The 26,564-nt window shown below is 71.4% G+C and carries 23 protein-coding genes; 13 read left to right on the top strand and 10 right to left on the bottom strand.

The annotated features are described in order from the left end of the window. Positions 1 to 2: 2 nt before the first annotated feature. Positions 3 to 1,172: a phospholipase D-like domain-containing protein gene (locus QWU11_RS29475; RefSeq protein WP_290117714.1), complete on the bottom strand. Its 1,170-nt coding sequence runs from the start codon at positions 1,170 to 1,172 to the stop codon at positions 3 to 5. A 313-nt stretch (positions 1,173 to 1,485) separates the two neighbouring features. On the opposite strand from QWU11_RS29475, the gene QWU11_RS29470 reads away from it, so the two are divergent. From QWU11_RS29470 to QWU11_RS29455, 4 genes are all read left to right on the top strand, one after another. Next, the gene (locus QWU11_RS29470) at positions 1,486 to 2,493 is read left to right on the top strand and encodes an ABC transporter ATP-binding protein (RefSeq protein ID WP_290117713.1); all 1,008 of its coding nucleotides are present in this window, start codon (positions 1,486 to 1,488) and stop codon (positions 2,491 to 2,493) included. Between the two features lie 5 nt (positions 2,494 to 2,498). Continuing rightward, entirely contained in the window at positions 2,499 to 3,416 is a 918-nt protein-coding gene (locus QWU11_RS29465; RefSeq protein WP_290117712.1) for a sugar ABC transporter permease, read from the top strand. 5 nt (positions 3,417 to 3,421) lie between these two features. Further along, positions 3,422 to 4,306 (top strand): carbohydrate ABC transporter permease, encoded by an 885-nt coding sequence (locus tag QWU11_RS29460; RefSeq protein ID WP_290117812.1) that lies wholly within the window; start codon positions 3,422 to 3,424, stop codon positions 4,304 to 4,306. Between the two features lie 93 nt (positions 4,307 to 4,399). Beyond that, a complete protein-coding gene (locus QWU11_RS29455; protein WP_290117711.1) occupies positions 4,400 to 4,933 on the top strand; it encodes a YbhB/YbcL family Raf kinase inhibitor-like protein in 534 nt (177 codons plus the stop codon). Positions 4,934 to 5,198: 265 nt separating this feature from the next. Here QWU11_RS29455 and QWU11_RS29450 read toward each other — a convergent pair whose 3' ends face one another. Beyond that, positions 5,199 to 6,578, bottom strand: a complete 1,380-nt coding sequence (locus QWU11_RS29450) for a lysine 2,3-aminomutase (protein WP_290117710.1) — start codon at positions 6,576 to 6,578, stop codon at positions 5,199 to 5,201. 508 nt (positions 6,579 to 7,086) lie between these two features. Here QWU11_RS29450 and QWU11_RS29445 point away from each other — a divergent pair. From QWU11_RS29445 to QWU11_RS29405, 9 genes are all read left to right on the top strand, one after another. Then, complete coding sequence (locus QWU11_RS29445; protein ID WP_290117709.1) at positions 7,087 to 8,106, top strand: hypothetical protein; 1,020 nt, start codon at positions 7,087 to 7,089, stop codon at positions 8,104 to 8,106. Between the two features lie 95 nt (positions 8,107 to 8,201). Next, positions 8,202 to 9,005: a DUF998 domain-containing protein gene (locus tag QWU11_RS29440; RefSeq protein ID WP_290117708.1), complete on the top strand. Its 804-nt coding sequence runs from the start codon at positions 8,202 to 8,204 to the stop codon at positions 9,003 to 9,005. Further along, positions 9,002 to 9,838, top strand: coding sequence for an alpha/beta hydrolase (locus tag QWU11_RS29435; protein WP_290117707.1), 837 nt, complete (start codon positions 9,002 to 9,004; stop codon positions 9,836 to 9,838). Before QWU11_RS29440 ends, QWU11_RS29435 begins: the two co-directional genes overlap by 4 nt. Continuing rightward, the gene (locus QWU11_RS29430) at positions 9,835 to 10,200 is read left to right on the top strand and encodes a hypothetical protein (protein WP_290117706.1); all 366 of its coding nucleotides are present in this window, start codon (positions 9,835 to 9,837) and stop codon (positions 10,198 to 10,200) included. Before QWU11_RS29435 ends, QWU11_RS29430 begins: the two co-directional genes overlap by 4 nt. Before the next feature lie 34 nt (positions 10,201 to 10,234). Beyond that, positions 10,235 to 11,320 (top strand): phosphate acyltransferase PlsX, encoded by a 1,086-nt coding sequence (gene plsX, locus QWU11_RS29425; protein ID WP_290117705.1) that lies wholly within the window; start codon positions 10,235 to 10,237, stop codon positions 11,318 to 11,320. Positions 11,321 to 11,412: 92 nt separating this feature from the next. Then, positions 11,413 to 12,570: a saccharopine dehydrogenase NADP-binding domain-containing protein gene (locus tag QWU11_RS29420; RefSeq protein WP_290117704.1), complete on the top strand. Its 1,158-nt coding sequence runs from the start codon at positions 11,413 to 11,415 to the stop codon at positions 12,568 to 12,570. Positions 12,571 to 12,887: 317 nt separating this feature from the next. Continuing rightward, positions 12,888 to 14,624: an arginine--tRNA ligase gene (argS, locus tag QWU11_RS29415; RefSeq protein ID WP_290117703.1), complete on the top strand. Its 1,737-nt coding sequence runs from the start codon at positions 12,888 to 12,890 to the stop codon at positions 14,622 to 14,624. Between the two features lie 105 nt (positions 14,625 to 14,729). Further along, positions 14,730 to 16,250, top strand: a complete 1,521-nt coding sequence (locus tag QWU11_RS29410) for a hypothetical protein (protein WP_290117702.1) — start codon at positions 14,730 to 14,732, stop codon at positions 16,248 to 16,250. A 189-nt stretch (positions 16,251 to 16,439) separates the two neighbouring features. Next, positions 16,440 to 17,771 carry a glutamate-cysteine ligase family protein gene (locus QWU11_RS29405; RefSeq protein ID WP_290117701.1) on the top strand — a complete coding sequence of 444 codons (1,332 nt, stop codon included), beginning with the start codon at positions 16,440 to 16,442 and terminating at the stop codon, positions 17,769 to 17,771. Here the strand turns inward: QWU11_RS29405 and QWU11_RS29400 are convergent. The 8 genes from QWU11_RS29400 to QWU11_RS29365 form a co-directional block, all read right to left on the bottom strand. After that, the gene (locus tag QWU11_RS29400) at positions 17,765 to 18,010 is read right to left on the bottom strand and encodes a DUF2630 family protein (RefSeq protein WP_290117700.1); all 246 of its coding nucleotides are present in this window, start codon (positions 18,008 to 18,010) and stop codon (positions 17,765 to 17,767) included. The two genes, QWU11_RS29405 and QWU11_RS29400, sit on opposite strands and share 7 nt — an antisense overlap. A 160-nt stretch (positions 18,011 to 18,170) precedes the next feature. Next, entirely contained in the window at positions 18,171 to 18,896 is a 726-nt protein-coding gene (locus QWU11_RS29395; protein WP_290117699.1) for a hypothetical protein, read from the bottom strand. Positions 18,897 to 18,970: 74 nt separating this feature from the next. Beyond that, positions 18,971 to 19,834, bottom strand: coding sequence for an aldehyde dehydrogenase family protein (locus QWU11_RS29390; RefSeq protein WP_290117698.1), 864 nt, complete (start codon positions 19,832 to 19,834; stop codon positions 18,971 to 18,973). Further along, positions 19,831 to 21,246: an aldehyde dehydrogenase family protein gene (locus tag QWU11_RS29385; protein ID WP_290117697.1), complete on the bottom strand. Its 1,416-nt coding sequence runs from the start codon at positions 21,244 to 21,246 to the stop codon at positions 19,831 to 19,833. The genes QWU11_RS29390 and QWU11_RS29385 overlap by 4 nt, the downstream gene beginning before the upstream one ends. Before the next feature lie 12 nt (positions 21,247 to 21,258). Further along, positions 21,259 to 22,206, bottom strand: a complete 948-nt coding sequence (gene deoC, locus QWU11_RS29380) for a deoxyribose-phosphate aldolase (RefSeq protein ID WP_290117696.1) — start codon at positions 22,204 to 22,206, stop codon at positions 21,259 to 21,261. A 67-nt stretch (positions 22,207 to 22,273) separates the two neighbouring features. Continuing rightward, positions 22,274 to 23,374, bottom strand: a complete 1,101-nt coding sequence (locus QWU11_RS29375; RefSeq protein WP_290117695.1) for a hypothetical protein — start codon at positions 23,372 to 23,374, stop codon at positions 22,274 to 22,276. Positions 23,375 to 23,394: 20 nt separating this feature from the next. After that, a complete protein-coding gene (locus QWU11_RS29370) occupies positions 23,395 to 24,399 on the bottom strand; it encodes a hypothetical protein (RefSeq protein ID WP_290117694.1) in 1,005 nt (334 codons plus the stop codon). Positions 24,400 to 24,662: 263 nt separating this feature from the next. Beyond that, positions 24,663 to 26,348, bottom strand: a complete 1,686-nt coding sequence (locus QWU11_RS29365) for an LLM class flavin-dependent oxidoreductase (RefSeq protein WP_290117693.1) — start codon at positions 26,346 to 26,348, stop codon at positions 24,663 to 24,665. Between the last annotated feature and the right edge of the window lie 216 nt (positions 26,349 to 26,564).

The raw sequence follows: 26,564 nt of genomic DNA, 5'->3' as shown, positions 1-26,564 counted from the left end.
AGTCACTTCTCCGGCACGTGGCCACCCAGCGGCAGGCGGTTCGCCACGGTGCGCCACAGCCGGAGAAAGTTGCTCTCGTACGCCCCGTAGACGCTCGCGTCCTCGATCGCGAGCGTCGCCTCGTCGTTGTGACGCAGCCCGGACACGGTGTAGTTCGGGCTGCCGGTGATGACCAGCCGCCGGCCGTGCCCGGCGTATGTGCCACCGATCGCGACGTACTTGGAGTGCACGTAGGCCTCCACCTCATCGCCGGCCGACAGGTCGAAGTAGCTGTAGTGGCTGCTCAGCATCCGCGGCCCGCCCTTCCGCCGGAGGATCCTCCGGGCGCCCTTTCCCAGGTTGGTGTAGATCACCCGTACGTCGCAGCCCTGGTGGGCGAGCGACCACAGCCGCCGGGCGACGCCGGCGCGGGTGAGTGAGAACGCCGTCACGTGCACCGATGTACGGGCGGCACAGCCGACGTGGCCGAGCTGCGTGTAGAGCGTGTCGCTCTTCTGCGTCCGGCCGGCGCGCGGGAAGGTGGAGAGCGTGCGGTGGCCGCTGCGGGTCGCGTGGTAGGCGTAGTGACGCCGGGCGGCCAGCGCGGCGAAGTAGCGGCCGTACGCCCGGTAGAGCCGCGCGTCGCTGAACGTCACCGCGTTGTTCCAGGCGTTGACCCGGTTGGTCGTGGTGAGGTTGGCCGACGACTGCACGATGACGTCGCTCTCGGACCCGGTGCGGGAGAACAGGAAGAACTTGTCGTGCATGAGCCGGTCGCCGACGCAGCCCCGGTTGCAGGCGGTCACCCACGACGAGCCGCCGCGGACGGTGCCGAGGGCGGCGGCGAGCCTGCGGTACGTCGCGCTGTGCCGGGCGCTCGCGTCGAGCACCAGTTGGATGCGGACCCCGCGTTCGCTCGCGTCGAGCAGGGTCTGCGCGAACGCCGGCGAGGTGAACCGGTAGACCGCGATGCGGATCAGCGCCCCGCGCGGCGTCCCGGCGGCCAGCGCGTCGATGTGAGAGGCGATGGCGTTCTGCTCCTCCACCGATCCGGAGGGGACGTTGAACACGACCGAGGTGGACGGCTGCCGTCGTACGGCGGCCGGCAGCGTGGCACCGCCGGCGCCCGGGGCGGCGATCAGCGCGCCCGCGAAGGCGGCCGCGCCGGCCGCGAGGGCGGTGACTCGGCGCATGGGGGCTCTCCTCAACGTCAACACGATGACGGACTGTAGCGTGCCGATCACGTAAATAACATGATTGGGACGAGAAAACCGTCTCGCGCGCGGCTTCGGCGAACTGCCCCTGGATCAGCGCCCCCCGGCGATCTACTTTCAGAGGAGACACCTCTTCCGGGGAAGGCGGGGGGTTGGGACCGAGCACCGAACGGCCCGGCGCACAGCCCGGCGAACACAGTGGCCGGCTCGGCCGGCGGGCGAGCCGTCCTTGAGGCGCCGCGACGAGGCGGCAGCGGCCACGAAGGCCGTTGAGGCCCGAGGTCTCGTCAAGGTGTACCAACGCTCCCGCGTCCGCGCTCTCGACGGCGTGGACCTGACCTCCGGCCACGGGGAGTTCCTCGTGTTGCTCGGCCCGTCGGGCTGCGGCAAGACGACCCTGCTGCGCACCATCGCCGGCCTGGACCGGCCCACCCAGGGCGAGGTGTTCATCGACGGCCAGCTCGTGAACGGGCTGCCGCCGAGGATCCGCCGCGTCGCGATGGTGCTGCAGTCCTACGCCCTCTATCCGCACAAGACCGTCCGCAGCAACATCGAGTTTCCGCTGAAGGCCGAGCACGTCCCACGCCACCTGCGCGAACGCAAGGTCAAGTGGGCGGCCGACCTGCTCGACATCCCCGACCTGCTGAGCCGCCGGCCGCGGCAGCTGTCCGGCGGCGAACGCCAGCGGGTCGCCCTGGCCCGCGCGCTCGTACGCGAGCCTGCGGTGTTCCTGCTCGACGAGCCGCTGTCCGGCCTGGACGCCAAGCTGCGCGTCACGACCCGCGACGAGCTCAAGCGCTTCCAGCGGCAGATCGGCACCTCGACGATCTACGTGACGCACGACCAGGAAGAGGCCATGGGGCTCGGCGACCGCGTGGCCGTGCTGGACGCCGGCCGGCTGCGCCAGGTCGGCACCCCACGCGACATCTACGACGAACCGGCCGACACGTTCGTCGCGACGTTCGTCGGGTCGCCGCCGATGAACCTCGTCCAGCGCGGCGACCGGCTCGTCGGCTTCCGCCCCGAGCACCTGCTGCCGGAGGAGAACGTCGCGTACGAGTCGCGGGTCACGATGCCGCTGCGGGTCGAGCGGATGGAGTACCTGTCGGGCGACCGGCACATCTACGGTTCCGTCACCAGGATCGGCCAGGAGACGCGCGTGATCGCCCGGCTGCCCGCGACGGTCATCACGCCGCTGGCGGTCGGGGAGACGCACGAGTTCGCGGTGCCGACCGACCGGCTGCGGTTCTTCGACGCGGAGTACGGCACCCGCGCGGCGCCCGTGCGGATCGGCGGCTGAGGGGCGTGGCGGCCACCGGGCGGCGCGCCGGGCACAAGACCCGCCTGGCCGACCGCGAGGGCTTCTTGGCCTGGGCGTTCCTGCTGCCCTCGATCGTCTACCTGACCGCGCTGGTGGTGGCGCCGTTCGGCCTGACGGTGGCGTTCGCGTTCTCGCGTTCGACCAGCGACGCGCCGTCGTACCGCTTCGCCGGGCTGCGCAACTTCCGCGCGGTCTTCGGCGACCACGTGTTCTGGCGCTCGCTCGCCGACACGCTCGCGCTGACGGGCATCGCGGTCGTCTTGGTCGTGGTGCTCGGCACGGTGCTGGCCAACCTGCTGCTGGCCGACTTCCGCCATCGCCGTACGGTCCGGGTGCTGGTCCTGCTGCCGTGGACGACGCCCGTCGCGCTGTCGGCGATCTCGTGGCGGTGGCTGCTCGGCTCGGCGGGCTCCCCGGTGGACCGGCTCCTGCGGGAGACGTCGCTGCTGCACGGCGGCGAGTCGCCGCTCGGCCGTACGTCTCTGGCGACGGCCTCGGTCGTCGCCGTGCACGTCTGGCGGATGACGCCGCTCGCGGCGGTCATCGTGATGGCCGGGCTGACCGCGATCCCGCGCGAGGTGTGGGACGCCGCGCGGCTCGACGGCGCGGGCTTCTGGCGGCGCGTCTTCGGCGTGACCGTGCCGCTGACGTTGCCGGTGACGGCCGTGGCGGCGGTGTTCACCGCGGCCATGACGTTCGCGGACATGGCCGTGGTGCGCGTGCTGACCGGCGGCGGGCCCGGCGACGCCACGCAGGTGCTGCCGGCACTGGCCTACCTGCGCGGCGTCGAGCGCGGCGACATCGGCAACGGCGCGGCGATCGCCCTGTTCCTGTTCCCGCTGTTCCTCGCGGGCGTGATCGTGATCTTGCGGATCGTACGGCGCATGGACGCCCGATCGTGAACGGCATGGCCGCCCGTACGGCGGCGCGGGAGATGGGGCGGCAGCGGCGGATGGCGGCGGCGCAGCACGCGCTGGCCCGCGTGGTCGTCTACTCCGCCGCGGCGGGCGCGGCGCTGCTGTGCGCGGCGCCCTTCCTGTGGGGCCTGGTCACGGCGTTCGAGCACGACGCGAGCGACTCGCCGCGGGAACGTCCGGGCCCGACCACCGAGCACGTACGGCTGCTGTTCCACTCGACGCCGTTCGCGACCCTCGTCGTGAACACCCTGGTCGTCGGCGGGCTCGTCGTGGTGGTCACGCTGGTGCTGGCACTGCCGGCGGCGTACGCGCTGTCCCGGCTGAACCGCGCGTGGGGGCGCCCGGCCGCGCTCGCGATCCTGCTCGTGGCCCTGGTGCCCTCGCCGCTGCTGTTCCTGTCGCTGTCGCGCATCGTGGCGACGCTGGGCCTGGCCGACTCCTTCTGGTCGCTGGTCCTGGTCTACCCGACGGTGACCGTGCCGGTGTCGGTGTGGCTGCTCGCCGGGTTCCTGCGCGCGGTGCCGGTGGACCTCGAAGAGCAGGCGATGGTGGACGGGCACAGCCGTCTCGGCGCCTTCCTGCGCGTCGTCGCGCCGCTGGCCCTGCCGGGGATCGCCGCGGTGGTGGTGCTGACGTTCACGCTGGCCGCCGGGGAGTTCACGTACGCGCTGACGTTCGTGTGGTCGGGCTCCCGGATGCCGGTGAGCACCGGCCTGCCGGCGCGGCTGGGCGACGGCGACCCGATGCTCTGGCGGTCGGTGCAGACCGGCGCGGTGTTCGTGGCGATCCCCCTCGCGGTCGTGTGCGGCCTGGTCCTCGACTGGTTCGTGGCGGTTCTTGCGGCAGGGACGAACAGGGATCAGCCGGACTCCTGATAGGACTTAGGGAGAGGCGCCCGGCGACCGGGCCACCGGGCCCGTTTCATGCGGCCGGGCGCCGTGGACCACCCGCGATCTCAGGAGGTTGGCATGGCCGGCAGGCCACCCCTTCCGCACGACTTTCTCCCCCCGGTTCCCTCCTTCACCGTGACCAGCGACGACGTCACGGACGGCGAGCGTCTCTCCAACGCCCACGTCTTCAACGACTGGGGGTTCAGCGGCGACAACGTCTCACCCCAGCTGAGCTGGAGTGACTTTCCCGCCGAGACCAAGAGCTTCGCCGTCACCTGCTACGACCCCGACGCGCCCACCGGCAGCGGTTTCTGGCACTGGGTGCTGTACGACGTCCCGGCGTCGGTGACCGAACTCCCCTCCGGCGCCGGCGGCGGTGACTTCACAGGGCTGCCGAAGGGCGCCCTGCACGCCCGCAACGACTACGGCAACAAGGAGTTCGGCGGGGCGGCGCCGCCACCCGGTGTCCCGCACCGCTACGTCTTCACGGTGCACGCCCTCGACACCGAGTCGCTGGGGCTGCCCGACGACACCGCGCCGGCGGTCGTGGGCTTCAACGTCACCGCGCACACGCTGGCCCGGGCGCAGATCGTCCCAGAGTACGAGAGCTGAGAAATGTTTTCGGGGCCGTACTCATCGCTGAGCACGGCCCCGAAACCTCGGTCCCGTCGGCGCACCCCGCGGAACCATGCGACGCGCCGGCCGGGTCCCGGCCCCGTTGGTCACCTCCGGACCCCCGGGAACGCCTGCCGCCGCCACATCAGGACCCGGGCCGCCGTTCACACACCGACCCAGGCCATTCTCATGATGGAGCACGGCGCAATCGTTCCGCTTCGAGTCCGCTATCGGTCGGCGCGAGGCCCGGCCGATACGAAGGTCACACGGACGGACCGGTCGCCGCCAGATCGTGCGCCGAGGTGTCGCCGCCGAGGACGATCCCCTGGAAGGGGAACCGCTCCGCGCCGAGCGCCGGCTTGAGGTCCGTCAGCCAGACGGCCTCGGGGTCGTACTTGGCGAAGAAGGGCTTGTTCACGAACTCCGGGTCACGGCACTGGATGAAGTGCAGGACGAAGAGCTTTTCGCCGCCGACCTCGACCACGCCGTCGACGCAGACCTTGCCCGGCGTCGCGGACATGGAGGGACCGCGGACCGTACGGCACAGACCGGAGACGTTCTTGTACGCGTCGCGGAAGACCTCGTAAGCATGGGCGAGCGTCACCGCGAAGTAGTCCTGCGGTCCCGTGTCACGCTCCACGAACATGTAGTAGGGCACCATGCCCATGCGTAGCTGCTTGCGCCACATCGTCTCCCAGATCTCCGGGGAGTCGTTGATCGTACGGATCAGCGGCGCCTGGGTGCGGATGACGGCGCCCGTGTCGCGGATGCGGCGCACCGCCTCGCCGACCATCGCCGGCTCCAGCTCACGCGGGTGAGTGAAGTGGGCCATGAACGCGAGCGACTTGCCCGACTCGGCGACCCGCTCGAACAGCCGCAGGGTGTCGTCCGCGTCCGGGTCGGTCACCCAGCGCTGCGGCCAGTACGCCAGCGCCTTGGTGCCGATGCGGATGGACTCGATCTGCTCGACCTCGAGCAGCGGCTCGATATAGCGGCGCAGCACCGACTCGCCCATGATCATCGGGTCTCCGCCGGTGAACAGGATGCTGGTCACCTCGGGGTGACCGGCGAGGTACTTCTTCAGGCGCTCGATGTCGTCGGCGGCCATCTTGAGGTCGGGCTCGCCCACGAACTGCGCCCAGCGGAAGCAGTACGTGCAGTACGCGTGGCAGGTCTGTCCCTGCTTGGGGAAGAACAGCACGGTCTCGTGGTACTTGTGCTGCACTCCCGGCATCGGCTCCTCGTGGAAGCTCGGGATGTTGAGCTGCAGCTGACCGGCCGGGTGGGGGTTGAGCTTCATGCGCACCTCGTGCGCGACCGCCTCGATGTCCGCCTTGGGGGCGTCTCGGCGCAGGAGGTCGGACAGCCGCGCCACGTCATCGGCGGGCAGCATGTCCTCTTGGGGGAAGACGAGCCGGTAGATCGGATCGTCAGGGGCCGCGGACCAGTCAATCAGCTCGTCGAGGACGTAGCTGTTCGTCCGAAAGGGCAGCACCGTGGCGACGGCCCTGGTGCCCAGGCGCTGCTCGGCGGTCAACCCGGCGCGAGCGGTGAGCTCGTCCAGGTGTTTCGCCGTGTAGGCGCGGAATCGGCGGCCGGTGGGTCGCACGGCGGCCGGCACCGCGTCATTGACCAAGGTCACGTGTTGTTGCTCCTTTGACTCGAGGGAAGGCGTGCGACGCGCCGCACTCGCCCAGGCAGGCGTACGGACGGTCGCTGTCAGGTCGTGTCACTCCTTCACAGTCGGCTACGGCGCCGCAGCTCGCGGCGCCGCTACGCTCCCCACCCCATTGAACCCTGAATCTCCCGTTTCTTACGAATCTGATACCCGCGTGGGTGCTTATCGATACGCGTACGCGCGGGGCACTGACCCCTCAACGTCACAGAGCGCCCGGAAGTGTCAGCTCGACACGCGCCGCAGACAAGATCTTTGTAAGAGTTCTGCGACATACTCTGTAAGGACAAGTCCCGCTACGCGACAGATGTCACTCTGGCCCCACTGTGACGCTGCCGCCCCACGTGGAGAGATCGTGGGTAAACACCGCAAACGGCAAGGGCGACCCCAACAGAGGCGCCATCGCAGCCGAGCCGGTCGCCGCGTCGCGCTGGTCTCGGCCGGCCTGCTGGTCCCGCTGACCGGTGGAGCCGTGGTGTACGCCGCCACCGGCGACTCCGGAGGGCTCACGGCCGGCCCCTCCAGACCCCGGGACGACGCACGGCCCGGCACGGCGGTGAAGGCCGGGTCGCACGCCCCCGCGGGGGCGTCCGCCTCGCCCTCGGCGCCGGCTCCCCGTACGCCCACTCCGTCCGCGTCGCCCTCGGCCTCGTCCGGACCGCGCATCGCGTTCGCGCCCTACGCCGACGTGCTCACCTGGCCGCCCCTCACGCTTCCCAAGGGCGTGAAGGACTACACGATGGGCTTCGTCGCGGCGGGCGGCGGCTGCTCGGCCGCCTGGGGCGGCATGTCCCCGGTCGACGCGTCGTTCGCCGTCAAGCGAGTCAAGAACGTGCCCGGCAAGGTCGTCGTGTCCTTCGGCGGCCCGCACGGCGTCGAGCTCGCGCAGGACTGCGACAGCGTCGACGACCTGGTCGAGCAGTACCGCAAGGCCGTGGACGCCACCGACCCCGCCGGGCTCGACTTCTACCTGACCGAGGCCGCGCTGTCCGACACCGCGTCCGCCCAGCGCCGTACGGAGGCCCTGGCGCGGCTCCAGAAGGACCACGCCCTGCCGCTGTCGATCACGCTGCCGCTGCACGGGTCCGGCCTGTCGGCGGCCGGCCTGGACGCGCTGCGCTCGGCCGCCGCGGCCGGCCTCCAGGTCTCGCTCGTCAACCTCGTCCCCGCGGACGGCGCCGGGCAGTCGGTGACCGCCTCGGCGACCGTCGCGCACGGCCAGCTCCAGCGGCTCTACCGCCAGAGCGACGCCGAGGTGTGGCAGCGCATGGGCCTCACACCGGTGATCGGCGTGGCGGGCGTCGGGGCGCAGTTCCGCCCCTCCGACGCCCGGCAGGTGGTCGCGTGGGCCGCCGCCCACGGCCTCGGACGGCTCTCGATGTGGTCGCTCACCCGTGACGCGCCCTGCACGTCGGACACCAACGTCACGAGCGACACCTGCAGCGGCCTGGACGAGGACGCCGGAGTCTTCACGAAGATCTTCCAAGGCTTCTGACGCCCCGTACCGCCTGACGTCGGAGCAGGTCACGGCGCTGACGCGGTCGCCCCCGGCCCCCCGGGGTACCTATGCTTGGACCTTGGGGGGCCTGGATGACTGTGCGCTCGAACGGGGGTTCGCGCGAGCCGGGGACGGTGCCGGCATTCGCGTGGTGGCTTGCCGCCCTCGCGGGGGTCACCTACGCCTCGTGGGTGCTGCAGTTCCCCCTCAACCCCGGCCTCGACCCGGTGAACGGCTACGTCAGTGAGCTGTCGGCGAGCGACCAGCCGCTCCACTATCTCTTCGCCGCCGGCGACTTCGTCTCGGGCCTGCTGACGATCGTGGTCGTGACCGCCGTGCTGCGGTCGGTGCGCCCGCGGGGCTGCGCGCTGGCGGGCTGGCTGGCGCTCGTCGTGTTCGGCGCGTTCTCGATCGCCGACTCGCTGTTCGCCATGGACTGCGCGCCGAACTCCGACACGACCTGCGCCCTGCGGGAGCGCGCCGGCAAGGTGTCGTTCGCCCACCAGTTCCACAGCGTGACGAGCGTGTGCGTGGTGACGGCCGGGATCATCAGCCTCATCGCGCTGACCATCGCGTCCCGCCGCGACCGCCGCTGGCCGGTGATCGCTCGGTGGAGCTGGCTGCTGCTGGTGATCGAGACCGTGACGGCCGTGGCGACGCTGCCCCTGATGTACGCCGGCGTCCTGCTCGGCGTGGTCGAGCGGGCCCAGGTGGCCATGATCTCGATCTGGCTGTTCGTCATCGCCGCGCAGCTCCGCGCCGACCGGCGGCGCGCTCACCGGGCCGGGTCGCCGGCCCGCACCGTGCCGGCCCGGTGGACCGTGGGCCCCGGGTTGCGGCCGGAACGGCGTAACGGGCCGGACGACGGCGCCTGGGAGAAGGCCGCGCGGACGTGAACGCGAAGTTTCCGGGCGAGCTCGCCGACGTCGGCGGCGATCGCCTCTACGTCGTCGACGAAGGAGCCGGCTCGCCTACCGTCCTGGTCAGCTCCGGGGCCGGCGGCGCGTGGTTCGACTGGATCCCGGTGACCGAGCTTCTGCGCGACCGGCATCGCGTCGTCACCTTCGACCGGCCCGGGCTCGGCGGAAGCCCGCCCGTACGCCGGACCGCCGGGCTCCGGGACGAGGCGGACCGCCTGGCCGCGCTCGCCCGCTGGGCCGGGCCGCCGGTGACCGTGCTGGCGCACTCCATCGCCGGGTTCCACGCCGAGGCGTTCGCCCGGCTCCACCCCGGGCTGGTCCACGGTCTGGTGCTGGTCGACCCCAGCGCCGAGCCGGACGAGCCGCGGCACGCCCGCCGGCTGGGCCGGCTCGCGTCGGCCGCCGGGATCGCCGGGTGGGCCGCCGGGGTGACCGGGCTCCCCCGCTTCGGCCCCCGCATCCGCGGCATGGTGATGCGGCGCATGACCGAGCGCGGCGACACGGCACCGCCCGCGTACGCCCGCGCCGTCTACACGCAGCCGCACGTGCTCGGCGCGATCCTCGCCGAGCACGCCACCTACCGGCAGTTCGCCGCCGATCTGCTCGCCCTGCGCTCATCCACCGCGTTTCCCCCCGTACCGCTCCGGGTGATCACGGCGCTGGGCGACGCCGGGCCGGGCTGGGAGCGCGTTCACGCCCAGCTCGCCGCGCTCAGCCCGTACGGGCGGCAGATCGTGCTCCCCCGTACCGGTCACATGGTGCAGATCGACCGGCCCGAGGTCGTCGCCGAGGCGGTGGACGGCCTGTGAAGCGTCTCCTGCTCCTGTTCCTGGTGCTCCTCGCCGTCGCGGGGTGCACCGACCCGGTGCGCAAGGTCTCCGAGAGCTCGCTCCGCAACGCGACCGCCCGCGGGGCGACCGAGGAGATGCGCGGGCTCGGCTACACGATCAAGCGGGGCATGCGCTGCCGGACGCTGTCCGCCGACACCATGTCCGTCGTACGGGTCCAGTGCCTCGGCCACACGGCTCACGAGGAGCCCGTACGGGTGGACGCCGTGGCCTCCGACGCCGCTTCCGCGCACCCGCGCCAGGAGTTCGTGATCACGGTGAGCGGCCGTGAGATCGTCCGCACCCACTGCCTGGGCCGGGGCTGCCAGGACCGCGACCGGTGAACGCGCCCGCCGATCATCACGGTACGTTTCGCGCATGCGAGTTCGAGCCGCCGGACCGGGCCGCCGTGTGAGCCAGCGGACCGAAACTCAGAGCAAGCGCATCGTCGTGGACGCGATGGGCGGGGACAACGCGCCGGAGGAGGTGGTGGCCGGCACGGTCCTGGCCGCCCGCGAGCACGGCGTACGGCCCATCCTCGTCGGCCAGGCGCCGAGGCTCCGCGACCTCCTGGCCGACCACGAGGCCCTCGGCGAGATCCCGATCGTCAACGCCGAGGACGTCGTCGGGATGGACGAGGGCGCGCTCGCGGGCCTGCGCCGGCCGCGTTCGTCGGTGGCCGTCGCGTGCCGGGTGATCCGCCGGGGCCACGCGTCCGCGCTGGTCTCGGCCGGGTCGACCGGCGGCGTGGTCGCGACGTCCCGGCTGCGGCTTCGCGGGCAGCCCGGCGTCGCGAGGCCCGCGATCGCCGTCGTTCTCCCGACGCGGCCCCGGCCGACCGTCCTGCTGGACGCCGGCGCCACGGCTGACGCCAAGCCGGAGATGCTGGTGCAGTTCGCGATGCTCGGCACGGCGTACGCCCGCATCCGGCTCGGCGTCGACGCGCCGCAGGTCGGGCTGCTGACCATCGGCGAGGAGGCGGGCAAGGGCGACAAGCTGACCCGCCGGGCGCACGAGCTGCTGAGCGGTGACGTGGAGGGCGTCCGGTTCGCCGGGAACATCGAGGGTTCCGACCTGCTCACCGGCAAGGTGGACGTCGTGGTGACGGACGGTTTCACCGGAAACGTCGCGCTCAAGACGGTCGAGGGGGCCGTACGCCTCGTGGTCGCCGAGATGCGGGACGCGGTCACCGCAAGCCGTACCGCCAAGTTCGGCGCGCTGCTCCAGCGGCGGCGCCTGCGGGTGCTGCGGGACCGGCTGGACTCTGAGACGTACGGCGGCGGTGTGCTCCTGGGCCTCAACGGCACGGTCGTGATCGCCCACGGCGCCTCGCGGGCGCCCGGCGTGTCGGCGGCCTGCGTCCTGGCCCGCGACCTGGCGGACAGCCGGATCATCGACCAGATCGGCGAGGGCATCGCGGCGACACGCCCGCACCGGCTCCCCCGCCGTGAGGACCCGCGCTGAGCGTGCCGTGATGAGATTGTGAGTCGCCGTACGTGACCCGGGCCGTCTCAAGGCTCTAAGTTAACTCACCGGTAACGATCCGGGAGGACTCCATGGAGCGGTCATTCGACATCGTGCTGCTGGGCGCGACCGGATTCACCGGCGGGCTCACCGCGGACTATCTGGCCGCCAACATGCCGGCGGACGGCCGCTGGGCCCTGGCAGGCCGCAACCTGGAGCGGCTCGAGGCGGTACGCGACCGGCTCGGCTTCGACGTGCCGCTGCTGCGGGCCGACGTGACCGACGCCGGCTCCCTGCGCGAACTGGCCGAGTCGACGCGCGTCGTCGCCACGACGGTCGGCCCGTACATCGACTACGGCGAGCCGCTCGTGGCCGCCTGCGCCGAGGCCGGTACGCACTACGCCGACCTGACCGGTGAGCCGGAGTTCGTGGACCTGATGTACCTGAAGCACCACGCGCGCGCCGTCGAGACCGGCGCGCGCCTCGTGCACGCCTGCGGGTTCGACTCGATCCCTCACGACCTGGGGGTCTACTTCACGGTCCAGCGGCTGCCCGCGGACGTGCCCGTGCACGTCAGCGGGTACGTCCGCGTGAGCGCCACGGTCTCCGGCGGCACGTACCGGTCCGCGCTCACCGCGTTCTCCCGCGGCCGGGAGACGATGCGGGCCCATCGCCGGCGGCGCCGGGCCGAGCCCCCGCTGGAGGGACGCCGCGCCCGCGCGGTGCAGGGCCGCCCGCACCGCAACGCCGGCCTCGGCGCCTGGGCCCTGCCGCTGCCCACCATCGACCCGGACGTCGTCCGGCGCTCGGCCGTCGCCCTGCCGTCGTACGGGCCGGACTTCTCCTACAGCCACTTCGTCGCGGTGAAGCACCTGCCGTCGGCGGCCGGCCTGGCCGCCGGGGCGGCGGGCCTGGTGACCGCGGCCCAGGTGCCGCCGGTGCGCAACTGGCTGCTGGGCCGCATCCAGCCGGGCGAGGGCCCGTCGTCCGAGCGGCGGGCGAAGAGCTGGTTCAGCGTGCACTTCGCCGGCGAGGCGGGCGGCGAGAAGGTGGTCACCAAGGTCACCGGCGGCGACCCGGGCTATGACGAGACGGCGAAGATGCTGGCGGAGTCGGCGATGTCCCTGGCCTACGACGACCTGCCGAAGACGGCGGGCCAGGTCACCACGGCCGAGGCGATGGGCGACGCCCTCCTGCCCCGCCTCCAGCGAGCCGGCATGACCTTCTCCGTCGTCGGCAGGCGCCCGTAGTCCTGTCAGACCCCCTGCGCACGCTCCGTTATCAGAACGGAACCGTACGTAGAAGAGGAGGCACGCGCCGGCACGCCGTCGCTCACGCTGTTCGCCGAGCCGGGTGACGGGGACTACCGGCAGGCGACCCCGATCCCGGCCGGTGGGCGGCTCGCGCTGCCCGCGCCGGTCGAGGTCACGCTCGACACCGCCGCCATGCCCGCGGGGAGGCGATGACCCGCGAGGTGAACGATATTCGGTCGGGGTCGCGGGGTTCCGCCGATAGGCTTTGAGGGACTTCGCAGCGTGAGCTGCCACACGCCGTCATGAGGATCTTCATGTCCGACCCGCAACATGTTCTCTCCGCCCGGTTCCAGGCCGCCCTCGGTGCGGCCTTCGGGGAGCCCGACGCCGATCCGGTGATCCGGCCGTCGCAGTTCGCCGACTTCCAGGCCAACGTGGCGTTGCCGCTGGCCAAGAAGCTCGGCCGAAAGCCGCGCGACCTCGCGGCGGAGATCGTCGAGCGGCTCGACGTCGCCGACATGTGCGAGAAGGTGGAGATCAGCGGGCCCGGCTTCATCAACGTGACCCTGCGCGACGAGTGGATCGCCGGGCAGGCGCAGATCATGCACGGCGACGAGCGGCTGTCCGTCGAGCCCACCGCGGCGCCGCAGACGACCGTCGTCGAGTACTCCTCGCCCAACGTGGCCAAGGAGATGCACGTCGGCCACCTGCGCACGACGATCGTCGGGGACGCGGTCGCGCGGGTCCTGGAGTTCCTCGGCCACAACGTCGTACGCGACAACCACCTCGGCGACTGGGGCACGCCCTACGGCATGCTGATCGAGCACCTGCTCGACGTCGGCGAGGACTCCCCCGAGGCGCTGCTGCTGGAGACCGACCCGAACGCCTTCTACCAGGCGGCGCGGGCCAAGTTCGACGGCGACGAGACGTTCGCCGAGCGGGCGCGGCGGCGGGTCGTGAGCCTGCAGGCCGGCGACCCCGAGACGATGCGCCACTGGGAGCGTCTGGTCGACCTGTCGAAGGTCTACCTCAACACGATCTACCGGCGGCTCGGGGTCACGCTCACCGACGACGACATCCGCGGTGAGAGCTTCTACAACGACATGCTCGCCGAGACCGCCGACGAGCTCGCCGCGAGCGGCGTCGCGACCATCAGCGACGGCGCGCTGTGCGCCTTCCCACCCGGGTTCACCGGCCGCGACGGCGACCCGCTGCCGATGATCATCCGCAAGAGCGACGGCGGCTACAACTACTCCAGCTCCGACCTGGCCACGATCCGCTACCGCGTGGACAAGCTGACCGTCGACCGGATGATCTACGTCGTCGGTTCGCAGCAGGCGCTGCACTTCCAGATGCTGTTCGCGGTGGCGCGGATGGCGGGCTGGCTGCCGGACGGCGTACGCGCCGAGCACGCCCAGATCGGCAACGTCCTCGGCTCCGACGGCAAGATCTTCCGGACCCGCAGCGGCAAGTCGATCAAACTGACCGAGCTGCTGGACGAGGCCGTCGAGCGGGCCGGCGCGGCCTTCGACGACGTGCCGCACGACGAGCCGTTCGACGAGGTCGCCCGGCGCGAGGTGGTCGAGGCGGTCGGCATCGGCGCGGTCAAGTACGCCGACCTGTCGGTGGCGCGCGACAGCGAGTACGTCTTCGACTTCGACCGGATGATCTCCTTCCGGGGCAACACCGGCCCGTACCTCCAGTACGCCACCGCGCGGATCCGCTCGATCTTCCGCAAGGGCGGCGTCGCGCCGGAGGACGCCATCGGCCCGATCTCCGTCGAGCACACCGCCGAGCGCGCGCTGGCCCTGCACCTGCTCGGCTTCGGCGCCGCGCTGGCCACGGCGGCGGAGGCCGCCGAGCCGCACCGGCTGTGCGCCTACCTGTTCGACCTCGCCTCGGCCTACACCACGTTCTACGAGAACTGCCCGGTGCTCAAGGCGCCGGACGAGGACACCCGCACGTCCCGGCTCGCGCTGTGCGCCCTGACCCTGCGCACCCTGAGCAAGGGACTCGACCTTCTGGGCGTCATCACTCCGGAACGCATGTAGCACCTCTCGCGTCGCATAAACCGGGACGGTTGTCCCACGACGACGCGAGGGAGGGCAGGTGCGCGAGCGAATCGCCAGGCTCGGCCTCCCCACGAAGGAGGGGCCGTGAGCGACGACTGGTGGACCGACTACCGGCAGAACCGCCGGATCAGGGAGCTGCAGGGCGAGGTCGACGCCGCCTACGGCTACGCCGCGTCGCGGTCGCGGGCGCTGCAGTCGAGGTTGTCCCAGGTCCAGGGCACGCTGGAGCGGCGGCTCGACCGGCTGGCCCGGTCCTTCGACGCCTTCGTCGAGCTGTCGGACATCAGGCTGGAGCTGGCCGTCTTCGACCGGGAGGCGGCCGTACGCCACCGCACGCGGCGCCTCCTCATGGGGCTCGCGCAGGGCGCCACCGACCCGCCGCCGCTCGGCCTGGACGACTGCCCCGGCTACTGGCTGAAGCCGGCCGCCGAGGCCCTGTCCGCCCTCGTACGCGGCGACGTGGTGGCCGAGAAGTTCACCTCGGAGGCGATCGAGCGCGACGAGGACCGTACGACGCTTTTCCTCACGCTCGGCCTCGCGGCGGCCGGCCGCTACGCCGAAGCGGTGCCCTGGCTGTCCCGCTCGCTGCCCGCCCTCGGCACCACGGTCACCGCCGTGCAGCGGCAGCTCTGGATCGCCTGCGCCGACGGCGCGTTCGGGGAGCCCGGCCGCGAGCACATCCAGCGCCGGCTGACCGAACTCCTCGACGAGATGCCCGCCGAGGCCGGTGAGCAGCAGCGCGCCAACTGGCGGCAGGCGGTCTCCGGAGGCAAGAAGCGTGCGTCCCTGCCCCGCGAGCTGCAGAACGAGAAGGCGCTGACCGAGCCGCCGCTGATGGCCACGCGGCTCACGATGTTGCGGACCCGGGTGGAGGCGGCGCTGCAGCCCTTCGACGCCGCGCCGGCCTCGGACTTCTCCGGTCTGCTGAACACCCTCGTCGACGAGGGCGCGCCCGAGGAGCAGACCCTGGTCGCCCGCGCCCGCGAGCTGCGGCAGATCATCGAGACCGGCGGCACCGAGCGGCCCCCGGCCTGGGACGCCCCGGCCGGAGAGACGCTCGCGCTCCTGCGCGGCGACATGTTCGAGCGGTCCGCGCCCGGCCCGCGCGCCCTGGCCGCCAAGGTCGGCGGACGCTGGCTCTCCTCGATCGCGGACGGCCTGGCCCGGCGGGCGAGCGTACGGCCGCCGGACGAGCTCGACCTGCGCCTGTCCGGCCATCCCCTGCGAGTCGGGCCGAACGGCGCGCCGGCGCTGGCGGAGGCCCAGGCGAAGATCGACCGCGACGCGGCGATCAGCCCGGCCGGGGAGCGGCTCGGGATGGCGGTGGGGACCGTGGGCGTCGTGGTGCTGGTGCTCACGATCGCCGCCGGGCTGCCGCTGCTCGCCGTTCTGGCCGGTTTGATGATCGCCGTGGGCGCCGGTATCTGGATCAAGCTTTTCGTCGACCGCAAGAAGGCGCGAACGGCTGCGGAACTGGACAAAGACCGGCTGGCCCGGCAGGCGGCAACAATTTCCGGTGCGCTGAAAGAATGCCACAACAGCCACATAAAACTCGCCGAAGCCGCCGCTGCGGACCGAGAGGCGATCCTCACCGTCTTGACCTAGGAGATTTACGGGTATTCGTGCCACTGTGAGAGCAACATCCCGGAGGCGCGTATGGGCAGGGACGTATCGGCGATCACCGTCTCCATGGAGGACCGGCGACGGTATCGCGAAAAGGTGCAGCGCTGCCTGGAGGCGTTCGCAGCGATGCTGCGAGAGGACCGATTCGCAGCGGAAACGCCAAGTATGGGGATGGAGATCGAGCTCAACCTCGTCGACGACGCGGGGCTTCCCGCCATGCGGAACGCGGCCGTCCTGGACGCCATCGACGATGATCTGTGGTCCACGGAGCTGGCGCAGTTCAACATCGAGGTGAACCTCCCGCCGTTCCCGCTGGCGGCCAAGTCGCTCGGCGCGCTCGAGCAGACCGTACGCGACGCCCTCAACCACGCCGACGCGCGTGCGCGGCGGCACGACGCCCGGCTCATGCTGGTCGGCATCCTGCCGACGCTGCGGGAGACCGACGTGAATGAGGCGGCGCTGTCCGCCAACCCCCGCTACCGCCTGCTGAACGAGCAGATCCTGGCGGCGCGGGGCGAGGTGTTCCACCTGGACATCGAGGGCGAGGAGCACCTGCGGATCTTCGCGGACAGCATCTCGCCGGAGGCGGCGTGCACGAGCGTGCAGTACCACCTCCAGGTCGGCCCGCGAGACTTCGGCGCTTACTGGAACGCCGCGCAGATGATCGCCGGCGTCCAGGCCGCGCTCGCCGCCAACTCGCCGTTCCTGCTCGGCCGCGAGCTGTGGGCCGAGACCCGGATACCGCTGTTCGAGCAGGCCACCGACACGCGTACGCGAGAGCTCAGGGAGCAGGGCGTACGGCCGCGCGTGTGGTTCGGCGAGCGCTGGATCACCTCGGTCCTGGACCTGTTCGAGGAGAACAGCCGCTACTACTCCTCGCTCCTGCCGGTCTTCGACGAGGCCGAGCCCCTGGATCAGATCGCGCGCGGCGAGGTGCCCGGCCTGGCGGAGCTGACGCTTCACAATGGCACGATCTACCGCTGGAACCGACCCGTCTACGACATCGCCCAGGGTCAGCCGCATCTCCGGGTGGAGAACCGCGTGCTGCCCGCCGGGCCCACCGTCGCCGACACCATGGCGAACGGCGCGTTCTACTACGGCCTCGTCCGCGCCCTGGCCGACGAACGGCCGGCCCCGTGGCACGACATGTCATTCCCCCTCGCCGCCGCCAACCTGCGCAACGGCGCGCGCCACGGGATCACCGCCATGGTCTACTGGCCCGGCGTCGGCGAGCTGCCGGTGACCGAGCTGGTGCTGAGATGGCTGCTGCCCAAGGCCGCCGCCGGGCTGGACCGGTGGGGCGTCGACGGAGTCGTACGGGACCGGCTGCTCGGCATCATCGAGCAGCGGTGCCTGGCCGGGCAGAACGGCGCCGCGTGGCAGACCAGGACGGTGCGCTCCCTGGGCGGCGAGCGGCCTGAGGCGCTACGGCTGATGGTGCAGCGCTACATCGAGCACATGCACACCAACGCTCCCGTGCACACCTGGCCGATCGGTTACTGAAGGTAGCCCTCGACCTCACCCGGCGGACGGGACGCGGCGTCGTCGGGGTTCTCCCCGACCTCGCGACGGGCCCGCCGCTGCCGCAGGAGGTCCCAGCACTGGTCGAGCTCCTCTTCGAGGCTCCTGAGCCGCTGGTGCTCCTCGTCGGCGGTCAGAGCGCCCTTCTGCAGGCGTTCGCGGAGCGTGTGCTCCTCGTCCACCAGGTTGTTGATCCGCCCGTATATCTCGCTGTCCTGCATCTTCAGATCACCTCAAGACGACAGTGTGACAGCTTCTCCCCGTGCGCCGCACACCGCCGCCGGAGCTCTGAAGATCGGCTCGCCTCTCTCACCACCCCCTGCTCGCTCCCGGGCCGACCGGGTCCCGTCCACGGTGGACCCGGCCTGCGACGGAAACGACCTACAGCGGGCTGCGGCTGCCGACCAGACCGTTCAGGAATCCCCCGGAGCCGCTGTCCGACGACGACGGCCGGGCGACGGTGGTGCTGCTCCCGGTGGACGCCGTCTGGGCCGCCTTCGGCTTGGACGCCCTCGGTTTGGACGTCGCCTTCTTCGCCGCCGTGCTCGCCTTGGCCGTGGTCTTCTTCGCGGTGGTCCTTGCCGTGGACGTGGTCTTCTTGGCCGCCGCCGTGGTCTTCGACTTGGCGGTCTTGCCCGCCGCGGTCGTCTTGCGCGCCGTGGTGCGGCGGGCGGACGTGGCGGGCTTGGCCGCGGCGGCCGCCGGCGGTTTGATGGCCGAGATGGTCTTGGCCGCCTTGGTGAGCGCCTCGGCCGCGGTCGCGAGCGCCTTGGTCGCGGTGTTCATCGTCTTCATCGCGGTGTTCATCGCCTGCGCCGAGGTGGTCGCCTTGCTCGCCGCGTCGGTCATCTTGGTCGCCGCGGACGACACCTTGGTCGCCGCCGACGACACCCGCGTCGCCGCTGCGGCCGGAGTGACCGACGACTTGCCGGCCGTCGTGGACCGGGTCGACTTCGACGCGGACCGTGTCGTTGATTTGGCCGGCTTGGACGCGGTCTTACGCGCCGTGCCGCTGGTCGTCTTCTTCGCGTTCGCGGTCTTCTTCGCCGTGCCGGACTTCGCACGGCTCGTGCTCGCCGTTGTACGGCGGGCGGTCGAACGCGTCAATGTATTAGTGGGCACTGATCCATCCCCCCGTGTCGATCAGCTTCGGGTGGATCTATTCCACAAATGGCGAAGATCTACACGCCGACCGGGTGCCAGACGGTCTTTGTTTCCAGGAATGTGGTCATCCGATCGATGCCCGGCCCCGCGGTCCAGTCCTCTTCCGCCGGTCGCAGCACGCGTTTGAGGTTCTCCGCCGCCGCCCGTTCGCACTCGGTCGCGAGGTCGCCGTCGAGCCCGGCGAGGCCGGTGAGGTCGAGCCCGTTCACGTCCATGTGCGAGGCGAGCCACGGCGCCAGCTCGGCGCGGTGCCCGGTGAGGATGTTGACGACGCCGCCCGGCAGGTCGGACGTGGCGAGCACCTCGCCGAGCGTGATGGCGGGCAGCGGCGACGGCTCGGCGGCGACGAGCACGGCGGTGTTGCCGCAGACGATCGCGGGGGCGAGCACCGACACCAGTCCCAGCAGCGGGCCGTCGGGCGCGAGGATCCCGATGACGCCGCTCGGCTCGGGCGTGGAGAAGTTGAAGAACGGCCCCGAGACGGGGTTGGCCGACCCCGTGACCTGCGCGATCTTGTCCGCCCACCCGGCGTACCAGACCCAGCGGTCGACGGCGGCGTCCACCTCGGCGCGCGCGGCGGCCTTGGACAGGCCGGTGCCGCGCAGCTCGTCGGTGAACTGGTCGTGGCGCCCCTCCAGCATCTCCGCGACGCGATAGAGGATCTGTCCCCGGTTGTACGGGGTGCGGCCCGCCCAGCCGGACTGCGCCTTGCGTGCCGCCACCACCGCGTCCCGTACGTCCTTGCGCGAGGCGCGGGAGGCGTTGGCGAGGAAGTTGCCCTTTGCGTCGTCCACGGTGTAGGACCTACCGGATTCCGATCGCGGGAAAGCTCCGCCGATGTACAGCTTGTAGGTCTTTCGTACGCTCAGCCGGTCGCTCATCGCAGGTAGGCCTCCAGTCCGTGCCGTCCGCCCTCACGGCCGAAGCCGGACTCCTTGTACCCGCCGAACGGCGAGGCCGGGTCGAACTTGTTGAAGGTGTTCGCCCACACCACCCCGGCGCGCAGCCGCTCCGCCATCCACAGGATGCGTGAGCCCTTTTCGGTCCACACCCCCGCCGACAGCCCGTACGGCGTGTTGTTGGCCTTCTCCACGGCCTCCTGCGGCGTGCGGAAGGTCAGCACCGAAAGGACCGGGCCGAAGATCTCCTCCCGCGCGATGCGGTGGGACTGCGCCACTCCCGTGAAGATGGTCGGGGCGAACCAGAAGCCGCGGTCGGGCAGCTCGCAGGGCGGCGACCAGCGGGTCGCGCCCTCCTCCTCACCGGCCGCCGACAGCGTCCGGATCTTCTCGAGCTGCGCGGCCGAGTTGATCGCGCCGATGTCGGTGTTCTTGTCGAGGGGGTCGCCGACCCGCAACGTCGCCATGCGGGTCTTGAGGCGGTCGAGGAGCTCCTCGGCGATCGACTCCTGCACGAGGAGCCGCGACCCGGCGCAGCAGACGTGGCCCTGGTTGAAGAAGATGCCGTTCACGATGCCCTCGACGGCCTGGTCGACCGGGGCGTCGTCGAAGATCACGTTGGCGGCCTTGCCGCCGAGTTCGAGCGTGAGCCGCTTCGCCGTACCGGCGACGGACCGCGCGATCTGGCGGCCGACGTCGGTCGAGCCGGTGAAGGCGACCTTGTCGACGCCCTCGTGCTCGACGAGGGCGCGGCCGGTCTCCCCCGCGCCGGTGACGATGTTGACGACGCCGGGCGGCAGGTCGGCCTGGCGGCAGATCTCCGCGAACGCCAGCGCGGTCAGCGGCGTCGTCTCGGCGGGCTTGAGCACGACGGTGTTGCCGCAGGCGAGCGCCGGCGCGATCTTCCAGGCCAGCATGAGCAGCGGAAAGTTCCACGGGATGACCTGGGCGGCCACGCCGATGGGCCGGGGGTCGCGGACGGCGAACTCCAGCTTGTCCGCCCAGCCCGCGTAGTAGAAGAAGTGCGCCGCGACGAGGGGGATGTCGACGTCGCGCGACTCGCGGATCGGCTTGCCGTTGTCGATCGACTCCAGGACCGCCAGCTCACGCGAGCGTTCCTGGATGATCCGGGCGATCCGGAAGAGGTACTTGGCGCGCTCGGTGGCCGGGAGCTGGGACCAGACGCTCTCGTAGGCCTTCCGGGCGGCGGTGACGGCCCGGTCGACGTCGGTCGCGTCGGCCTCGGCGATCTCGGCGAGGACCTCCTCGCTGGCCGGGTCGACCGTCTTGAAGGACGAGTCGGCGTCGACGAACTCGCCGTCGATGAACAGGCCGTAGGAGGCCTTGATGTCGACGATGTCGCGCGACTCGGGCGCGGGAGCGTACTCGAACATCTCCGGGCTCCCTTAGTCGAGGGTGAAGTAGTCGGGACCGGAGTACACACCGGTCGCGAGCTTGCGACGCTGCATCAGCAGGTCGTTGAGGAGGGAGGAGGCCCCCAGGCGGAACCACTCCGGCGTCAGCCAGTCGGGCCCCGCGGTCTCGTTGACCAGCACGAGGTACTTGATCGCGTCCTTGGTCGTCCGGATGCCGCCCGCCGGCTTGACCCCGACCTGGCGGCCCGTACGGGAGCGGAAGTCGCGTACGGCCTCCAGCATCACGAGTGTGACCGGGAGCGTCGCGGCCGGGCTGACCTTGCCGGTCGAGGTCTTGATGAAGTCGGCGCCGGCCATCATTGCCAGCCAGGACGCCCGGCGTACGTTGTCGTAGGTGACCAGCTCGCCGGTCTCCAGGATCACTTTCAGGTGGGCCTCGCCGCACTCGGCCTTGATCGCGACGATCTCGTCGTGGACCTTGGCGTAGTCGCCGGAGAGGAAGGCGCCCCGGTCGATCACCATGTCGATCTCGGCCGCGCCGTCCTCGACCGCGCGGCGGGTGTCGGCGAGCTTGGCGTCCAGCGGCGCCCGCCCCGACGGGAAGGACGTCGCGACGCTCGCCACGCCGACGCCGCTGCCCTCCAGCGCGCGTACGGCCTCGGCGACGAGGTCGGAGTAGACGCAGATCGCGGCCACCTTGGGCACGCTCGCGTCGGCCGGGTCGGGATGGATCGCCTTCGCGCAGAGCGCGCGGACCTTGCCGGGGGTGTCGGCGCCTTCGAGCGTCGTCAGGTCGACCATCGCGATGGCGAGGTCGATCGCCTCCGCCTTGGCCGACTTCTTGATCGACCTGGTGGCGAGGCGTGCGGCCCGCTCCTCGGCGCCCACCTGGTCGACGCCCGGCAGGCCGTGCAGGAAGCGGCGCAGCTCGGCGGCGCCGGTAAGAGTCTCCGTTGACACGCTCACAGCATCGCTCATGGGACGCCTGGGCACAAAACAGGCCCGGTACGAGCGCACCGGGCCTGTTTTGGCAGGTTGTGGGAAATCAGCCGGTACGGAGGTACAGGCCGTTCCCGGTCGGGTCGTCCGGGTCGCCCTCGGGGAAGGCGACGCCGCCCGCCCAGACGGTCGAGGCCTGGAGGGCCAGGGCGGTGATGCTGATGTCGTGCCCGGACGGGCGCGGCGCCGCCACGCTCGTGACCGACTCGCCCGAGATGTGCACGAGCTGGGGGTTCCAGCCGCCACGGAGGAGCCACAGGCCGCCGGAACCGTCACCGGTGACCTTCGAGAAGGCCCCGTAGCCCTGGTCGAAGGTCGTCGAGGACCACGCCTTGCCGTTCCAGTGCAGCAGGAACGGCTGGTTGCAGACGTCGTCACCGTCCTCGCCGCAGCTCCAGTCCCACCCGCCGGCCGCCCACACGTCGCCGAGCGAGGGCGCGTAGATGTCGTTGAGCACACCGACGGCGTCCGCGTTCGGCAGCTTGAGCTTCGGGGTGGCGGCGAGCTTCCACGCCGTCCCGGTCCAGTGCATGACGGCCGGCTGGCTCTTGTACGTGCCGGCCGCGTAGACGTGGTTGGTGGAGACGCCGGCGATCGCCCGCGCGGGCGCCGGAAGGGCGACCTTCTTCCAGGCCTTGCCCGTCCAGTGGAAGGAGTTCTTCGTCTGGTCCCCGCCGACCGCCCAGACGTTGGAGGCGCTGAGGGCGCTCGCGTCCTGGATGAAGTAGTGCCCGGTCGACATGGTGCTACGGGTCCACGCGGTGCCGTTCCAGCGCGCCGCGAAGGTGCCCGGGTCGGTCGTGCCGAACGCCCAGACGCTCTTGCTGGAGGAGGCGGACAGCGCGCTGACCTCGCCGAGCGTGCTGCTCGGGCTCTTCACCGTGGTCCACTTGCCGCTCAGCAGGTGCTGGACGAGCGGGACGCTCTTGCCGCCCGAGGCCTGGTAGCCGGCCGCCCACGTGCTGCCGGTCGGCGCGACGGTGATCTGCTTGATCCCGTCCTCGCCCGCCAGGGTGTTGGTCTGGGCGACGCTCCAGTCGCCCGCTGCGGCCGCGGCGGGCAGGCCGGCCGCGTCCGCGTGGCTCACCGCGGCGAGCAGCGCGGTCACGGCGGCCGCCGCCGTGAGCCCGGTGATCGATTTTCGCATTCAGGATTCCTTTCGGGGGATCAGTGGTACTGCTCGATGAGCGCGTCCCAGGACTCGTCGTCGCCCGGCGCGGGCGCGACCTCTCCGACGGCCAGGACGGTCGACGTGCCCGGAACTCCGGCGAGCTGCCGGATGCTGGGCGCCTGGCGGCCGTCGGACGTCTTCGCCACGGGCTCGGTCGTGGTGGCGCCGCCCTTCGCGAGGTGCACGAAGGTGTGCTCGAAGGTGGAGTACCAGATGCCGCCCGCGCCGTCCGGGCTCGCGCTCAGCGCGAAGTCGCCGTCGGGGCCGAGCTGCAGCTTCCACTTCTTGCCGTTCCAGTGCATGAGCACGGCCTGGTTGTGCTCGGACTCCTCGGCCTTGAGCTCCTCGCCGCCGCTGCCGTAGTAGAGCCGGCCGACCGCCCAGACGTTGGTGGAGGAGTTCGCGACGATGTCGTTGAAGTAGGCGAAACCGCTCTGGCCATCCGGGATGGGCACCTGCGGGAGCTCCACGGACGTCCACGCCGTGCCGTCCCAGTGCTCGGCGAGCGGCTGGTCGGCGTTCTCACCGACCGCCCAGATGTCCCTCGCGGAGGCGGCGGCGATGCGCCGGGCGACGAAGGGCATCGGGACGGTCTGCCAGGTCGTGCCGTTCCAGTGGCGCGCCGTGCCGGTGTCGGACCCCTCGTCGGCGTTGCCGACGGCCCAGGCGTTGTTCGGGCCGATGACGGCGACGTCCGCGGCGTTGAACGCACCGAGGGGGGTGGACGTCCAGGTCGTGCCGTTCCAGTGCCATGCCATCTGGGCGCCGTTGTAGGTGGCACCCGTCACCCAGACGTTGTTCGGCGACGAGCCGTCGACGTGGTTGAACGAGCCCGTGCTGCCCGGGACGGTCACGTCGGACCAGCCCTGGCCGTTCCAGTGCTCGAGCGCACCGGTGGCGCCGGCGCCCTGCTGCCGCGATCCGACCGCCCAGGCGTCCTGCGGGCCGGTGGCCGCGACGTCGTAGAGACCGAAATCGTCGTATCCGGTGTCGGGGCTCACGTACGTTACCCGCCAGCCCGGTTGGCTCTCCGCGGTGGCAGATGCCGATCCGGCGGCGAGTACCACTGCCGCAAGGCCGACGGTGAGCAGCGACTTTCGCATCCGTTGTCCTCCATTGCCCCGAATTCACGCCCGGCTCCATCGCCGAGCGCCATATGAACCTGACGCCGCTATGGCGTGAACGGTTGGCAAAGCATTTAAGGATTACGGACGAAATTTACGAATTCGACTGTCTCGGTGACTCTGTGTCGATATCTGACGCATCAGTACGGCGAGGGGCCGCCGAACATCTCGCCGATCCGGGGCGCCATCGCGAGGTCGCCGGCGACGTCCAGCCGCCCGTCGAGCGCGAGCGCCGGCGGCTGCGCCTCACCGGCCACGAGCCGCAGGAAGTCCGCCGCGCCGGTCCGGACGCTCACCACCGGGTCGCCGGCCGCACCGGCCCGTACCCGCGCCTTCTTGGCCTCGATCCGGAACGTCCACGCGGTCTCCTCGCTCACGCGGCGCAACCGGATCTCGATCTCGCCCTCGAACCCCATGGCCGCCTCCGCGTCGAAGGCACGGGCCATCGCGGTGAAGAAGACGCGCTGGGCCGCCGGGCCGAACCGGCGTTCGAGCTCCGCGTCGCCGCGCCCCGCGACGAGCCGCGCGAACGTACGCCGCCCGAGCGCTCTGACGCCCGTACTGCGGCGGCCGGCGCGGGCGAGTTCGGCCGTCTCGTCGATGAGGTACGGGACGGGCGGCCGGGCCGGGCTCCGCCGGGCGAGAGCCGCCTCGACGGCGGGCGCGAGCCGCTCGGCCTTGGCCTTCTCGCGTTCCTCGCGTCCTTCGGCGAAGCGCGGGATGACCTGCTCGCCGACGAGTTCGAGGCTCTCGCAGATGTGCTCGTGGAGGTTCGGGCCGGCCTGCATGACGAAGATGACCTGGTCGACGCCGGCCGCCTCGTACCGCCGTACGAGCTCGGCGACCTGGTCCGGCGTGCCGATCGCCCCGCGCAGCGACCCGAGCCCCCGCTGCATGATCCGTACGCCGAGCGGCGCGTCGTCGGCGCTCACGATCTCGCGCGAGAAGCCGTTCTCCTCCCTTCGGCGCACGAAGTCGGCCCAGACGTCCGTACGCCCCGGCTCGTGCGGCGAGGTGCCGTAGTAGTGCGCGAGCGCGAACCCGAAGAAGTGCGCCCCGTCGATGCCCCGCTCGATCGCGGTGGCCTCGTCCTCGTGGCACATCATCGGCAGCACGACCGCGACGTTGGGGTTGACCGCGAACCCGGCCGGCACGCACTCCTCGGAGGCGAGCAGCCGGTAGTACTCATCCACCCAGACGCCGGCGTCCTCGGGCTCGGTGAAGGAGAACGACAGCGCGCCGATCCCGTTGCGGGCGGCGAAATGGATCGTCTCGCGCCGGGAACAGGCGACCCAGAGGGGCGGATGCGGTTTCTGCACCGTTTTGGGGATGACATTGCGCGGCGGCATCCGGAGGTATTCCGAGTCCCAGCCGGCGAAGGGCTCCTCGACGAACATGCGGGTGAGCGCGTCCATGGCGTCCTGCCACATGGCGCGTTTCCGCCCGCGCGGGACCCCGAACCCGCCGAGCTCGGCCATCGAACTGGCCTCTCCGGTGCCGAGGTCGACCCGGCCGCCGGAGACGAGGTCGAGCGCCGCGATACGTTCGGCGACCCGGGCGGGATGGTTGACGGGCGGCGGAACCTGGACGATGCCGTGGCCGAGCCGGATGCGCTTCGTCCGCTGCGAGGCGGCGGCGAGGAAGACCTCGGGAGCGCTGGAGTGGGAGTACTCCTCCAGGAAGTGGTGCTCGACCTCCCAGACGTAGTCGAACCCGGCCCGGTCGGCGATCTCCACCTGCTCGAGGGCGTCCTGGTAGAGCCGCTGCTCGGCCCCGTCGTCCCACGGCCGCGGCAACTGGTGCTCGTAAAAGATCGCGAACCGCACCTCAAGCACCTCCAGAGGCCCCGCCGGCCGGCCCAGCGTTCGACCCGGCCCTACCCGGTCAGCGTCACCCTCACCGAAGGCGTCGTCAACGCCATGCCCGACCTGGGTGTTCGACGTTCGTTCGGGACCGAACAGCCACCATCGGCCGGGCTTTTGATCGACACCGCGGTCGCCCCGCTTCGTCCAGGACAAGGCGGGCCGGCCGACTGGATGGAT

Source organism: Actinomadura sp. DC4 (assembly GCF_030406325.1).
In the GTDB taxonomy this organism is placed as follows: domain Bacteria; phylum Actinomycetota; class Actinomycetes; order Streptosporangiales; family Streptosporangiaceae; genus Actinoallomurus.
Note: the sequence above shows the minus strand (reverse complement) of the source record. Positions and strands in the feature narration are given on the sequence as shown.

What these genes read in the sequence shown, in the direction of transcription:
- QWU11_RS29475 (WP_290117714.1), bottom strand. Translation starts at nt 1,172, where the DNA reads ATGCGCCGAGTCACCGCCCTCGCGGCCGGCGCGGCCGCCTTCGCGGGC.
- QWU11_RS29440 (WP_290117708.1), top strand. Translation starts at nt 8,202, where the DNA reads ATGACTGTGCGCTCGAACGGGGGTTCGCGCGAGCCGGGGACGGTGCCG.
- QWU11_RS29405 (WP_290117701.1), top strand. Translation starts at nt 16,440, where the DNA reads ATGGAGATCGAGCTCAACCTCGTCGACGACGCGGGGCTTCCCGCCATG.
- QWU11_RS29460 (WP_290117812.1), top strand. Translation starts at nt 3,422, where the DNA reads ATGGCCGCCCGTACGGCGGCGCGGGAGATGGGGCGGCAGCGGCGGATG.
- QWU11_RS29390 (WP_290117698.1), bottom strand. Translation starts at nt 19,834, where the DNA reads ATGAGCGACCGGCTGAGCGTACGAAAGACCTACAAGCTGTACATCGGC.
- argS (WP_290117703.1), top strand. Translation starts at nt 12,888, where the DNA reads ATGTCCGACCCGCAACATGTTCTCTCCGCCCGGTTCCAGGCCGCCCTC.
- QWU11_RS29385 (WP_290117697.1), bottom strand. Translation starts at nt 21,246, where the DNA reads ATGTTCGAGTACGCTCCCGCGCCCGAGTCGCGCGACATCGTCGACATC.
- QWU11_RS29375 (WP_290117695.1), bottom strand. Translation starts at nt 23,374, where the DNA reads ATGCGAAAATCGATCACCGGGCTCACGGCGGCGGCCGCCGTGACCGCG.
- QWU11_RS29400 (WP_290117700.1), bottom strand. Translation starts at nt 18,010, where the DNA reads ATGCAGGACAGCGAGATATACGGGCGGATCAACAACCTGGTGGACGAG.
- plsX (WP_290117705.1), top strand. Translation starts at nt 10,235, where the DNA reads ATGCGAGTTCGAGCCGCCGGACCGGGCCGCCGTGTGAGCCAGCGGACC.
- deoC (WP_290117696.1), bottom strand. Translation starts at nt 22,206, where the DNA reads ATGAGCGATGCTGTGAGCGTGTCAACGGAGACTCTTACCGGCGCCGCC.
- QWU11_RS29420 (WP_290117704.1), top strand. Translation starts at nt 11,413, where the DNA reads ATGGAGCGGTCATTCGACATCGTGCTGCTGGGCGCGACCGGATTCACC.
- QWU11_RS29455 (WP_290117711.1), top strand. Translation starts at nt 4,400, where the DNA reads ATGGCCGGCAGGCCACCCCTTCCGCACGACTTTCTCCCCCCGGTTCCC.